The sequence below is a fragment of the Rhodopirellula sp. P2 genome (assembly GCF_028768465.1).
Lineage (GTDB): Bacteria > Planctomycetota > Planctomycetia > Pirellulales > Pirellulaceae > Rhodopirellula.
In genome coordinates this window covers 2,683,404-2,697,197 of sequence record NZ_CP118225.1, presented here as the reverse complement: position 1 = coordinate 2,697,197, position 13,794 = coordinate 2,683,404, and the positions used below count along the sequence as shown (strand labels likewise).

At 57.8% G+C, this 13,794-nt stretch carries 12 protein-coding genes; 2 read left to right on the top strand and 10 right to left on the bottom strand.

Annotated features, from left to right (window positions below; all coding sequences use genetic code 11):
* Positions 1-30: 30 nt before the first annotated feature.
* The 5 genes from PSR62_RS09565 to PSR62_RS09545 form a co-directional block, all read right to left on the bottom strand.
* Positions 31-846, bottom strand: a complete 816-nt coding sequence (locus tag PSR62_RS09565) for an SDR family NAD(P)-dependent oxidoreductase (RefSeq protein WP_274407544.1) — start codon at positions 844-846, stop codon at positions 31-33.
* Positions 847-848: 2 nt separating this feature from the next.
* A complete protein-coding gene (gene hflX / locus PSR62_RS09560) occupies positions 849-2,228 on the bottom strand; it encodes a GTPase HflX (RefSeq protein ID WP_274407543.1) in 1,380 nt (459 codons plus the stop codon).
* A gap of 90 nt (positions 2,229-2,318) precedes the next feature.
* A complete protein-coding gene (locus PSR62_RS09555) occupies positions 2,319-3,743 on the bottom strand; it encodes an excinuclease ABC subunit UvrC (RefSeq protein WP_274407542.1) in 1,425 nt (474 codons plus the stop codon).
* 144 nt (positions 3,744-3,887) lie between these two features.
* Complete coding sequence (locus PSR62_RS09550) at positions 3,888-4,943, bottom strand: hypothetical protein (RefSeq protein ID WP_443217380.1); 1,056 nt, start codon at positions 4,941-4,943, stop codon at positions 3,888-3,890.
* 48 nt (positions 4,944-4,991) lie between these two features.
* Positions 4,992-5,573, bottom strand: a complete 582-nt coding sequence (locus tag PSR62_RS09545; RefSeq protein ID WP_274407540.1) for a hypothetical protein — start codon at positions 5,571-5,573, stop codon at positions 4,992-4,994.
* A 220-nt stretch (positions 5,574-5,793) separates the two neighbouring features.
* Between PSR62_RS09545 and PSR62_RS09540 the strand changes: the two genes are divergently transcribed.
* Positions 5,794-6,420, top strand: a complete 627-nt coding sequence (locus PSR62_RS09540) for a hypothetical protein (RefSeq protein WP_274407539.1) — start codon at positions 5,794-5,796, stop codon at positions 6,418-6,420.
* Between the two features lie 155 nt (positions 6,421-6,575).
* Here the strand turns inward: PSR62_RS09540 and PSR62_RS09535 are convergent, their stop codons facing one another.
* Together PSR62_RS09535 and cobA are read right to left on the bottom strand one after the other, a co-directional pair.
* Positions 6,576-6,890, bottom strand: a complete 315-nt coding sequence (locus PSR62_RS09535; RefSeq protein WP_274407538.1) for a carboxymuconolactone decarboxylase family protein — start codon at positions 6,888-6,890, stop codon at positions 6,576-6,578.
* A complete protein-coding gene (gene cobA, locus PSR62_RS09530) occupies positions 6,887-8,419 on the bottom strand; it encodes a uroporphyrinogen-III C-methyltransferase (protein ID WP_274407537.1) in 1,533 nt (510 codons plus the stop codon). Before cobA ends, PSR62_RS09535 begins: the two co-directional genes overlap by 4 nt.
* Before the next feature lie 164 nt (positions 8,420-8,583).
* Here cobA and rpsT point away from each other — a divergent pair, with 164 nt between their 5' ends.
* Positions 8,584-8,856, top strand: a complete 273-nt coding sequence (gene rpsT / locus PSR62_RS09525) for a 30S ribosomal protein S20 (RefSeq protein WP_047815008.1) — start codon at positions 8,584-8,586, stop codon at positions 8,854-8,856.
* A 232-nt stretch (positions 8,857-9,088) separates the two neighbouring features.
* On the opposite strand, the gene PSR62_RS09520 is transcribed toward rpsT, so the two are convergent.
* From PSR62_RS09520 to PSR62_RS09510, 3 genes are read right to left on the bottom strand one after another with little or no spacing between them, the layout of a single operon-like run.
* Complete coding sequence (locus tag PSR62_RS09520; protein ID WP_274407536.1) at positions 9,089-9,883, bottom strand: VTT domain-containing protein; 795 nt, start codon at positions 9,881-9,883, stop codon at positions 9,089-9,091.
* Positions 9,880-11,238 (bottom strand): DUF1552 domain-containing protein, encoded by a 1,359-nt coding sequence (locus PSR62_RS09515; protein ID WP_274407535.1) that lies wholly within the window; start codon positions 11,236-11,238, stop codon positions 9,880-9,882. The genes PSR62_RS09520 and PSR62_RS09515 overlap by 4 nt, the downstream gene beginning before the upstream one ends.
* Positions 11,235-13,469 (bottom strand): DUF1592 domain-containing protein, encoded by a 2,235-nt coding sequence (locus PSR62_RS09510; RefSeq protein WP_274408195.1) that lies wholly within the window; start codon positions 13,467-13,469, stop codon positions 11,235-11,237. Before PSR62_RS09510 ends, PSR62_RS09515 begins: the two co-directional genes overlap by 4 nt.
* Positions 13,470-13,794 lie beyond the last annotated feature (325 nt).

Here is a 13,794-nt window from a genome sequence, read left to right as displayed (position 1 = left end):
CAGTCATTTGCGACAGTGCCAGCGAACGGTTCAGCGTCCACGTTTGGCCAAGAGCCCGTTCATCACTGGGGGCGAGACTCGGTCAGCGTAGACCAACGCTTTGCCACCCAGACTCAAGATCACTTCGCTCCGTCCACGCTTGATCGCCAGCAACGCTGCCTGAGCAACTCGAGTGGGCGGCCAACTGCCAATGCTGGCGGACTTCTGCCCCGGATCCGTCTCAACCAACGAGTCAAAGAACTCACTGCGAGTGGTGCTCGGACTGACCAACGTCACTCCGATCCCGTCGCCCGCCAATTCGGCCCGAAGTGAATCGTTCCAACCGTGCAGCGCAAACTTGCTGGCGCAGTACTCGCTTTTGTCGGGTACCGCTCGGTGCCCCAACACGCTGCCGATGTTGCAGATCACAGGATGCCCACCTTCCTGAGTCACCCGACGCAACCGAGACAACGCGTCGCGAGTCCAATCCACCGGGGCGAAAAAGTTGACCTCCATCACCCGCCGCATGCGTTCCGGCGAAGCGTCCGCAAACGGCCCGATCGCTCCCACACCTGCGTTGTTGACCAACAAATCCAATCGGCCACCGCGAATCGAATCCGCGGCTGCCATGGCTTTTTCGCGAGTGGATGCGTCCGTCACATCACCAGCGATGCAGTGCACACGTTCCGGACACGACGTCGCTTTGGCGAGCTCGTCGAGTCGTTCCTGACGCCGAGCCACGGCGACGACATGAGCTCCTTCATCAACCAACATTCGTGTCAGTTCGAATCCGATTCCACTGCTCGCCCCCGTGACGATGGTCACGGCGTCCTGGGGATTCCAAACCTGTTGAAAAGGCAGTGGCATGTTCAAGCCACGTCGCTTGAACGCTCGACCGACTCTTCCACGGAATCCTCCGCGGATTGCTTGGGTTCATCTTCCGACGCGGTTTGCTTCCACATTTCAAGCGTCGTGGGCGTCACCTTCAACGCACTGCGATGAACGGTTCCCATGGCCGAGGCTGGCATCCGAACTCGCACGGTGACATGGTCATTTCCAAACTCACGTGATTCAATCTTTCCCGTTGCGGAGAGAAACGACAGCAGCTTGCCGTCGTGATGCGCCACCACAATCTCCACATCCAGAAATTCGCGAGACAGTGCTTCGCCAACCGCTTGAGCCAACGGCTTCAAACCGGAACGTGACCTGGCACTGACAGGAATGGCATTCGGGTAACGATCCAGCACCCGATTCAAAATCCGCGGGCTGGTGATGGCATCAATCTTGTTGAGCACCAACAACGTGTCCTTCGCTTCGATGCCCAGTTCTTCCAGCACCTGATACACCGCGCTGATCTGTTCGAAAACCTGCGGGCTGCTGGCGTCCGCCACATGCAGCAACAACTCGGCTTGACGCGTTTCTTCCAACGTCGATTTAAAACTGGCCACCAACGAGTGAGGCAAATCGCGAATGAAACCGACCGTGTCGCTAAGCAACACATGCCCCCATTCAGGCAAATGCCAACGTCGGGTGCGGGTGTCCAGCGTCGCAAACAGTTTGTCTTGAGCCATCACGCCGGCATCCGTCAGAGCGTTCATCAACGTGCTCTTGCCCGCGTTGGTGTACCCGACCAACGACACCGTCGGTGAATCCGAACGAGCCGCGACCTGGCGTTCCCGCCGCAACTCCACGCTCTTCAATTCCGTCTTCAGATCGTGAATGCGTTTTTGGGCCAACCGGCGGTCAACCTCCAACTGCTTTTCACCAGGACCACGCATCCCCACGCCCATCGACTGACGCGAGAGGTGGGTCCACATGCGTTTGAGCCGTGGCAGCGAGTATTCCAACTGAGCCAACTCAACGGCCAAACGCGATTCGTGCGTTCGTGCTCCGGCAGCAAAGATGTCCAGGATCAACTCTGTTCGATCGATCACCTTCGCATTGATTTTCTTTTCCAAGTTGCGAATTTGGGCGGGGCTCAAATCGTTGTCGAAGACGACGACATCGGCTTCATGGCGTTCGACCATCAAACGCAGTTCTTCGACTTTGCCTTTGCCCAAATAGGTGGAGTGGTCGGGGGTGGATCGACGCTGAATCAACTCGTCGACCACTTCGGTCCCCGAGGTGGTCGCCAGCCCGTGCAGTTCTTCCAACGGGTCTTCTTCGACCACGGTGTCAGGCAGGATCAAACGAGCCAAAATGCTACGTTCGGGAGCGTCGTCGTGCAGGGTGATGTGTTTATCTGACACGTGGTGGAGGGTGCCTTGGTCTAAAAGGTTGGAAGCGGAGTCGTCGACTCCATTTTACTCTCATGACGGACCCTTCGCACTTGGAAAGGTTCACCGCTCGAGACTGGATTTACTACGTAAAATGTGATGGTAGTGTTGGGCAAACCGGTGAGATTCGTCACGAACATACTGTAACAAACGCAGTGCAAACGCGTTTTTGCTCAACTTCAGGGGTTCAGAAATCCCCGTTCGAATAATTTCTTCATCTCGTTTCGCAAGGCTGATCACGGTCGGTGGCTGAATGTCTTGATCGCGAAACGCGGCCATCGCTGCATTGAGTTGACCTTTGCCACCATCGATCAACAACACGTCGGGAAACGATTCTTGACGATCCGACAACCCGCGAAAACGTCGGGAAACAACCTCGTAAATGCTCCGGTAGTCATCAATGCCTTTGACTTCCTGAATGCGAAATCGCCGGTAGCCAGGCTTGAACGGCAAGCCGTCAATGAATTGGACGAGACTAGCAACGGTTTCGTTCCCACCCAAATGCGCGATGTCGACGCCTTCGATCACACGCGGCGTCTCAGACAGCCCCAACACCTTCTTCAGTCCGGCCAATCCCTTTTTGGGATCGATGTAAAAGACTTCGGGCTGAGCATTGGTGTCCAGGTCGCCCCGTTCTTCCAAACGCTCAATCATGTTGATCTCATCGCGAAGCACTGCGGCTCGTTCAAAGTCCAAGGCCTTGCTGGCCTCCTTCATCTCGCCTCGCATTTCACGCAGCAACTTCGTCTTGCCACCATCGAGAAACGTTTGCAAGCGTTTGATGTCGCGGCGGTAATCTTCTTTGCTGATTCGAAAGTTGCAGGGCGCGGTGCATTGATTGATGCTCGCCAGCAGACACGGCCGAAACCACTGCCATCGTTCGTCGGACTCGCTGATGTCCAGCGAACAGGTTCGAAACTTGAAAATCCGCTGCATCACCTGGATCGCGCCACGCAGCGCACCAGCGCTGGTGAACGGCCCGTAAAGCTTCACCCCCGTGGACTGCGGTTCCCGGGTCACTTCCACCCGCGGGAACTCCTCTCGCGTGGTGATCATCAGGTACGGGAATGACTTGTCGTCCTTCAGTTCTTTGTTGTTTCGCGGTTGGATGTCTTTGATCAACCGCGACTCCATCAACAACGCGTCGACTTCGCTTTCCGTTTCCACAAAGTCGATGTCAGCGATGTCGCCGATCCAATCGGCCGTGCGCGCGTCCTCGCTGGCAGCTTTCAAAAAGTAGCTGCTCGCCCGCGAGCGAAGGTTCTTGGCTTTGCCGACGTAGATCACCACACCAGCGCAATCCTTCATCAAATACACGCCCGGCGATTGCGGGAACGTTTTGACTTTCCGGGCGGCCTGACGGAAACCCTGGCTGAAATCCTGCAGCACCTTCGGTGGAACCACCGACTCAGAGGACGCCTCGACATCCGAAGCAGCACTCTCATCATCGAGGGGTTCGTCATTGACTTCGGTTTCGCGGTCGCTCATTCGTCCCTGTTCTGGGGCACACCCTGGTTACGAAATTGGAACTGACATTGGACCGTGGGGCTGTCGCTTTGGCAACAATCCGCCCCGAGGCCTGAAATCAAGGGAAGAGCGAATCCCGGGCCAACCGCGGCGGTTCAAGCTGACTCATTCGTAACGAATGCCGCGAAGCGGTGGTCCCGTGGGAGCGTTGGCGGAATACGCCGCGGCCGTTCCGGGCAACCCCGGTGGGCGTGTCCAAGGGGCTTCCGCGGCCGGCACGATCGGGCCCGTGGTCGCGGAACTGTATCCCATCGCTCCCGCTGCATGGCTTCCGAATCCTCCCGGCGATCCCATCCCCGCCATCTGAACCAAGTCCACTTTGGTCGTGGTGGTGGTCGGCATGGTGAACAATTCCGGATCGCCCGACAACAATTGGTTGACCGTGTAAGAAGCCACCTCCAACTGCATCGCCAGCGGCGGCCCCGCAGCGGGAAACAATTCGATTTTGACTCGGTGAGGCAACACGACGTTGGCCGTTGCATTGAAACGATGGTCCGACGCGACACTCTTGGCGACTTGACGACCGTCTGGCGAATACAAAAACAGATTGGTGATGTATCCCGCAGATGGCTCGATGAACACAACCCGCTGATACATGCCAGACGGCGTCTGCATCGATGTCCGCACCTCAATCAAACCATCGCTACGAATCACGGGGCCACTGAGCACCGTGGCGGGATCCAATCGCGCCAACCCAATGGCCTCGATCAACCAAGTCGGATCCACCGGTAAGATCGCACGATTGAGTTGCCTCGCGTACTGCTCGTGATTCGCGTAGTACAACGTCTGAGTCATGTTGTCCGGTACTTCGAACCAGAACTCGTTCTCGTTGCTGCCCAGATCAATGCCCGCTCCCATGATGATCGGCACGCTGGCCTTCAACCGGAATCGTTTTTCGCGTTGCACATTGACCGTTGCGTTGAGCTTCGGAACCGCTGGCATCGACAACACATCCACCTTCGCCGAGTTCGTCGAAAGCTGCTGAATCGCATCGGTTCGATTGACCGCCGCGGCCAACTGATGAATGTCAGGCGACGCGTTCAGCACAACCGGAGGAGCTGGAAATGGCGTGTTCGAAACCGCTCGAACGCAACCCGCATTCAACGACAGCAAACCCATCATCGACATCACGCCGACCCAAGCGAATTGACGGTCAAGCATGCGAATCGAGGCGGGCAAAGGGAACGTGGAAAGCATCGGCGTCCATTCTCATTCAGGGAGTTCGTCGACGTCACGGTAAATCAGATCGATCAATTCATCTTGCAGTGTTCTCGCTTCGGAAGGCCCGATCCCCACCACTTCGACCTCCATCGTTGACTGGTCCAAATTGGACATCAACAACATCGTCTCTTGCGATTTCGAAGCGGGCAAAGTTGTTTCGCCAGCGTCCCGCGAACCCTCTTCGGGCGGATCTTGTTGCGGTGCACCGATCGGTGACCCCGTCGCGGTTGGCTCGATCGTTTTCAGATGCCGTTTGCGAAGCAACAACAACGCCAGCAAGAATCGACTCTTCGCCGCCGCAGGCTGTCCCGCCATCGATCGCAACAACTCGACCAACACTTCAGGCGGAGCGATTTCGCGTTTTTTCTCTTCCGCTTTCGGCACCCGGTTCTTCCACCATCCGATGGTTTCTTCCGGTGGGCCCGTCCAAGCGTCCGCGGCAATGTCGATCCGTTTGAAGTCCTCATCGGCTTCCATGACGACCGAATAATAGACCTCGCCGGGTTCTAACGGACGATCACCAACGCTGCAGCGCCGGGTGGTTCGGTTGATTTTGTATTCGCCAATCATGGTTCGACCCTAGCAAAGCAAACTTGACCACCGAAAGGCGGCTTCTGAGCTTGCAGAACGGGCCCCGATGGCGTATTTCGGATTCTCATCAGCGATCTGCGCTCGTCGCGACCGCAGGCTCATTCTCCCGGAATGAGGACACCGCTGAGCCCCGAATCACAATGATTTTTGTGATTCGCTTGCTACGCCAATTGCTTCCGTTGCTGTTTCGGGTCGTTTGATGCTTTCCAATCCTGCCGACGAATCCGGCTCACGTGCCACCGGCCACCATCCCGATCCCACCAACCCCGGACCGACGTCGACCACTTCGACCGTGGTCGTGGCGGATCCCAAACCGCTTTCGTTGCTGGCCACCGCCGGCGTCTTGCACCATGAAGGGATGCGTTGCATCTGTGCCCGCACCGCCGATGCCGTGCTGAAAGCGTTTGAACTGGAATTCACCGAGGAGTCCTCCGCTCCTCCCACACTTCCAACTCGACTCGACGAGCAACACCCTCAACCAGGGCAGGTCGGACCGTCCGCCCAGACATCTTCCCAGAGTTCCGAAATCGATCTGCTGATCTGGGATGTCGCCGACGATCCGATGAGCGTGCTGGCAACCATCCAACAGATTCGCCACGTCCCAGCATTTCAGAACTTGCCGGTCGTGTTACTGGCGGATTCCAAATGGGCGGGCCTTGAAAAGAAAACCGAAGCCGAGATCGCCCCCACTCATTGTCTCTTCCAACCCATCGACCCCAAATCGCTGATCACCATTGCTCAGCACTTGTTGTGGATGCCCTCTCTGCAAGCCACCCACCGCCAACGCGGCAGCCGCCCCACTCGCTCCGGCTGGGTCACGCTTTGACGAGCAAAGACAATCGTCGCTCCTAAGCAGTTGCGCAGGAATGATCGGGAAGAACCATGTGAGCCGTTTGGGCATTCGTCCCGGCTGTACGTGGGAACAGTGACGGTCGCCAAAACGGCTCAAATGCCGAATGACTCCTGCCGACCTGCTTAGGATCACATCGGCTTGGGTTCAATCACATCTTCCACCCACGACTTCGCTCGCATCATCGTGGGAAATCCGATCGTTGGGGCGGAGAGCATCGCCACGTGTCGCAAGTCATCCGGCGAACACCCGGCTTCCAAGGCTTTGCGACAATGCGAGTGAGCGGCGCCTTCCAAGCCAGCTCCCAGTGAGATCGCCAGTTTAACCAACGCCACCTCTCGGTCACTCAGCGGGCCACACTCGCGAGCAGCTTTGCCCAGGTCCTCGTAGGCTCGCATGAACTCAGGATGGTCCGCGTGCATTTGGCGGTAGCGTTTGGGAATCATGTTGTCTCCGCGTCAAGAATCGCTTGGGTCAAAGATTGCATTGTGGCCGACGAAGCGATCGCGTCGACTCGCCATCCCAATTCGTGAACAGCTTCCGCGGTCAGTGGACTGATCACCGCGACCTTGGTGTCGCCAATGGAATCGCCCAACCAACGATGAACATTCCGTGCCGTCGCAGGACTGGTCAATGTCACCCAGTCCAACGGTTGCTCGTTCAACTTGGCTCGCGTGATCGGGTCCATTTCCGGCACGTCTCGATTTTGATAGGCGACCACCTCGCGAACGTTCGCCCCGACCTGCCGAAGCCCGTCCGCAACAACATCGCGCCCGCGCTGGGTTCGCACGATCAACGTGGAACGCACGGAGGGCTGGACCTGAAGCAACGTTTCCAGCAACGCGTCGGCGTCAAACGTTGCCGGAATCCAATCCGCTCGCAGATGATAAGCGGCCAACACCGCGGCCGTCGCATCACCGACCACCGCGATCTTGAGTCCACCCAGGCAACGCAAATCACGGCCTTGGTCCAGCAACCGATCCAGAAAGAACTTCACGCCGTTGCGACTGCTGAACACCAGCGAGTCAAACGAGTCGAGCTGCTCGATCGCAGCATCCACGTCCGACCAATCATCGGGCGGAGAGATTTCAATGGCGGGCTGGACGATCACATTCGCCCCCAACTCCTCCAGCGGTCTGGCCAGTTGCTGAGCTTGATCCCTCGGCCGCGTCACCAAAACACGCTTGCCTGAGAGCGGCCGACGACTGAACCAATCCATCGACTCGGCCAACCCGGTGACGTCACCAACGATCGTGATCACAGGCGGCCGAAACTTGCTGGCGGGAGTCAAATGGCCGGCGACCTCGTCCAAGCGGCACTGGATTTTTTGCTGGTCGGGCAAACTGCATCGCCGGAGGATCGCACACGGCGTTTTCGGATCTTTGCCGCCTGCGACCAACGCCTCGGTCCATTGCTTGGCCGTCGTGACCCCCATGTAAATCACCAACGTGCCAGGAAATCTCGCCAATGCCGGCCAATCCAGGTCCGATTTCGCCTTGCCCGGCTCTTCATGCCCGGTGACCAAAGCCACCGCCGAAGCGATCCCGCGATGGGTGATCGGAATTCCCGCGTAGGATCCCGCCGCCAAAGCCGCCGTGATGCCCGGAACGATTTCAAACGGGATGCCCTCGGCCTTCAACGCGTTGACTTCTTCGCTGGTCCGAGCAAACACGGCCGGATCGCCGCCCTTGAGCCGCACGACGTGCCGCCCCGCTTGGGCATGCCGGAGCATCTCGGCGATGATCTCCTTCTGCTTCCAAATTCGCGATTGCCCGTGTTTTCCCACACTTTGGTGGACCGCTTGCGGGGCGTGGACCAGCATTTCGACGTTGCTCAGACCGTCGTACAGCACGACGTCACATTCCCGCAGACACTCCTGACCGCGAAGGGTCAGCAATCCCGGATGTCCCGGACCAGCCCCCACCAATGCGACGAATCCAGACGATGTTTCAGAAAGAGAGCGTTCAGAATTCAAGGAGTTGCAGCTTTGACGCGATAAATGGGTTGGAAAACAAGATTATGGAACTTCTCCGTTGACCTGGACAGTCGGCTGATTGCACGTCATACTCCTCGATTCCAAATTTTGACCAATTTGATCCGTTCCCTACCAATGCGTGTCCGCCGGACACTCCGAGCGAAATGCCAAATACTTCAAGCGCCTCGAAACGTCTGCGTCAAAACGAAAAACGTCGTTTGCTGAATCGTGCCACCCGTACCAACATGCGTTCGACGATTCGTCGTGTCCGTGAAGCTGTCGACAACAACGATTTAGAGACCGCCAAGAACGAGTTCAAAATCGCTCAAAAGAAGCTGGACCGTGCCGCAGCGAACAACTTGATCCACAAGAACGCTGCCGCTCGCACCAAGAGCCGTTTGAACAACTTGATCAAGAACGCCGCTCAATCTGCCTGATCCAGGCCAATCACTGGCGATGTCGCGAATTCCGCTGACTCGCCGCTTGATTTGAGATGCAAAGCCTTCGAAAGGTCCTGATTCGAACAGGACCTTTTTCGATGCGCGGTCAGAACAGGCGTCCAGCGCACGCCAACTCGCAGCGCACGCCAACTCGCAGCGAATCGCAGACCAGACAACCCGCTGGCGGAACTTCTGGCCCCAGCCAATCGCCTCCAGGCGGCCAACCAAGCTAAGCGTCCTGGCCAGCGGCAGCCAATTCCTTGCCTGCCAAATCTTGCGCTCGTTGCTGCCAAATGTGCCTCGGCACCAAAACCGACAGCAGCACCGCCGCAACGACGGACATGGCCAGCCCCAACCAGCGAGTCAGACCGGAATCCCCCGCTCCCGTCAGCCCCGCCTCGGCAACGGAGCTCATGGCTTCACTGGCCACCGCCCCGCAATGCACCCACAGCAACTGTGGCCCAGCGGCTAACAACGCGGCGGCCAAGTAGGGAAGCTGACGTGCTCCGGCCGCTCCCATCGAGTAGCTGATGATCGTGGTCGGAATTGGCGACAACCGAACCAACAGATGCATCCCCAGATTCGCGTCACGGGCGGTTGATCGAATCATCCGCAATCCCTCGCGCCAGGACGCGTTGGTCTCAGCGTCCAACGCCTGCCCTGGAGAGGCCCCATCGCTCGGGGATTCATTCCCCAGCAAACCGCCGCCCAAGGACCACTTTCCGAGGTGATAGTTCACCCACGCTGAAACAACCGCCGTGACCGCCAGCGTCGGACCACCGAGCATCAAACCAAACACGGATCCAGCCGCGATCGACACAAACGTCTTGGGAACGAACAAACACATCGCCAACGTCCCCAGCACCACAAACGCGACTGGCCCCGCTTCGCGCCCCATCGCCAACCATTCACTGGCTAACTCAGTGCCAACGCCGCTGACCAGCCCACCGACGCCGACCACAATCAACAACACGGGCAACAACCGCCTCGCGATCTTTGCTGAATGGTTCAAAACCGACGTCACCCCAATCCCTGCAAGACTCCGTTGCTGTCGCCGAAACGATCGGCATTCGCTCCCATCTGCTTCATCATCCACAGATAGAGGTTGCACAGCGGGGTGCCATTTTCATACCGCACGTGCTGGCCAGCACGAATCCGCCCGCCACCTTTCCCGGCCAACAGGACCGGCAGGTCATCATGATTGTGACGATCCCCGTCGCTGATCCCGCTGCCGTAAACAATCATGCAGTGATCCAGCAGCGATCCATCGCCTTCGCGAATCAGGTTCAACCGAGACAACAGGTAATTGAATCGCTCCGCATGGAACGAATTGATCTTCGCAATCTCAGCTTGCTTGTGCTCGCTTTTGCCATGGTGCGAAAGCTCATGGTGGCCTTCGTTGACGCCAATCTCTTTGTAAGCCCGATTGCTTCCCGCATTGGTGAACATGAACGACAAAATTCGCGTGCTGTCGGTTTGATAGGCCAGCGCCACCATGTCCATCATCAAATCGCTGTGTCGTGAAAGCTCCTGCGGCACACCACTGGGTCGCGGGTAATCGGGAACACCTTCTTCCGTCAGGCCTAACTTTTCGGCACCGTCCAGTCGCTTCTCCACATCGCGGATGGAATACAGGTACTCGTCCAACTTGCGACGATCGACGATGGGCAGATGAGCATGCAACCGCTTCGCATCCTCCGAGACAAAGTCCAGGATGCTCTTTCGATACTTCTCGCGTTCGCTCTTCGCTCGTCGTGTCTCCTTGATGGTTTGCCCCGCGAACAAGCGATCAAACAAGGCACGCGGATCGGTCTCCTTGGCCATCGGATTCGTCGGCCCTCGCCACGACATGTTCGATGCGTAGGCACAACTGTACCCACTGTCACAATTGCCAGCCTGGCTGCTCGCTTCCAACCCCAATTCCAAAGAAGCAAACCGGGTTCGGTCGCCCACGTATTGCGCCGCGACTTGATCCACCGACACGCCGTTTTGAATGTCAGCACCATTGGTTTTACGAGGGTGAGCGCCGGTCAAGAACGCTGCCACACTGCGTGCATGGTCACCGCCTCCATCGCCGTGAGCCCGAGCCCCGTCCAGGGTCAGCCCCGACAGAACGCTGATCGAATCTTTGTTTTCCGCCAACTTCTGCAGCGTCGGCGTCAACTCAAACTGACGGCCATCTTTCTGCGGCGTCCAAGCAGGCATGTGCATGCCATTGGGAACATAAAAGAACCCCATCCGCAACGGCGGCGGCCCACCATCCGAAGTGGCTGCCAACAAGCGTGTCGGGCTCATCACATCCAACAATGGCAATGCCACCGCGGTCCCCAATCCACGAAGCAGAAAACGGCGTGACAAAGAACGAGGCGAATGACTCATGGTTCTCGATAACCTTGCTTCTGAAAAGGATCGCTTTCGATGATCGCGGCGATCAAGTAAGCGAATTTGTAATCGTGCGTGCGAACATCGGCGGTGATCTTGTCGAGTGCACACTTGTCATAATATTCGGTCCCACGCCCCAACGCGTAGATCAGCATTTTCTCCGCCAAACAGCGAACGAATTGCTCGCTACGCTGCGTCGTCAACAAATCTCGCAACCCATTGATACCATCAAACGAGGTCCCATCGGGCATCAAACCGCTGGCGTCGATCTCATCCCGCCCATCGCGTGTTCGCCAACGGCCGACCGCATCAAAGTTCTCGAGCGCGAACCCCAGCGGGTCCATCATGTTGTGACACGCGGCGCACGCCGGGTTCGACCGATGCTGCTCCATCCGTTCACGAAGCGAACCCACCAACTTTCCCTTCTCCAGCTCCGGAATGTTGGGCGGTGCCGGTGGCGGCGGTGTGTTGAGCAGATTGTCGAGGATCCATTTGCCGCGTTTCACCGGGCTGGTTCGCGTCGGATTGCTGGTCACCGTCAACACACTGGCGTGCGTCAGCAACCCGCCTCGCGGTGTTCCCGACAACGACACCTTTCGAAATTCACTGCCGCGAACGTCATTGATGCCATAGAACCGTGCCAAGGCTTCGTTCATGTAAGTGAAGTCGGCACTCAACAGTTCCGTGACCGGCAAATTGTTTCGCATCACCTCGGAAAAGAACATCAGCGTCTCCACCCGCATCGCTTCCCGAACTTCATCGTCGAAACCACGATAAATGCGGGTGTCCGGCTGCACGATTTCCAGGTTACGAAGTTGCAACCACTGAGAAGCGAAGTTGTCGACGAACCGGCTCGCCTTGGGACTCTTGATCATCCGCCCCACTTTCTCAAGCAACATCCGGCGATCGCGTAGCTGGCCGCGATGTGCCATCCGCAAGAGCTCATCGTCCGGCATGCTGCTCCACAAAAAGTACGAAATCCGTGTGGCCAGCTCATACTGGTTGACCAGCGGCATCACACCGTCCGGCCCCGGTTCCCGCGGTCGCTCGACTCGAAACAGGAAGTACGGCGAAACCAGAACAGCCTGCATCGCGACCTGCATGCTCTCCTCGAATGTCCCCCCATTTTCATGCACCTGAGAGGCCAGCTCCGCCAATCGCCCCAGCTCTGACTTGCCAATCGGCCGCCGATAAGCCCGGCTCGCAAAGCGCCCCAACACCGCTTTCGCGGCATCTACGAATTCATCGTCGTTGCCCGGCGTTTCAAACAACAACACTCGATGAGTCGTTGGCAGATCCGGTGTCGAAACAAACTGCCTACGTTGCTCCACACCGTCCACCCTCACATGGTGGACATGCAGGTTCCGGTCAATTTTATCTTTGACGTAGAAGTCATTCAAAAACGAGATGTCGATCTGACGGGTGCCTTTCGCCAACCGAAACACAACCGTCTTTTCCGTCGGCTCACTCTCCTTCACCTCCACCGGGACGACACGGCGACCATCGGTGACTTCCACGCGAACCGGCTCGTCCCCGCCTTGGTCTCCACTGAGAGACAACACGATCGTGTAGGTCCCTCGGAAGGGAGCGTCAAACTGCAACGTGACCGTGCCATTGGAAGACATCACCAAGTGGCTGCGGACATTGAACTTGTCCGCACCGATCAAGGTCGCGGGAGAACGCTCCAGCTCAAACAACTCCGGCGGTGGCGGCGTGTAGATCGCTTCGCCCATGATCATCTCGGCCGCATCGAGGTACTTCTCCATCAGCAGAGGCGGCAGCGACAGCACATCACCGATGTTGTCGAATCCATAGCCGACGTCATCGCCCGGAAAATCATCCGCGGGCGCGTAATCAACCCCCACCAAATCTTGGATGGTGTTGCGATACTCAGCACGATTCAGCCGCCGCAACGCGACCTTGCCAGCGTTCGGATTTTGCACGCAGTCGATCGCATTGGCCAACTCGTCAATCAGCTCCACCATCCGAGCCCGACTGGACGGATCCATCACCTTAGAATCTGCTGGTGGCATGGTGCCCAAACGAACTTGAGCGAGCGCACGCATCCAGTGGTCGCGACCTTTGACCAGCTTCAGCGCTGTCTCATCAGCTTCCAGCGACACGCCGCCTTCGCCGTCTTCCTCACCATGGCAGTCGTAACAGTAAGTCCGCAACAACGGCACCAACTGCTCGCGGAACATCACCTCACTGGCAAGCTCATCCGCCATCAGGTTGGTGCCGCTACCAAAGAAACAAACGATCACCCCAACAGCGAAAACGAGCAAGCCTCGTGGTTGGATTCCGAGCGAAGACGAAACATGCCCCCGCAGGCGTCTTGAGCCAGGGCGAGCAACACGATCAATGGACACTGTTTGCATCCCAACATTTTACCAAGCCCCGAGTGACGAGCGTGCACAATCCGACGGCGAATTGCTCCCCCCGCTGCTGGCAAAGTCATCTCAACCCGACGATTCGCTACAACCGCAACTCCCCCCTCATCTGGCACGGGATCAATTCCTGCCGTCCCTTCAGGACTGCCGACGCCGAGCTGCC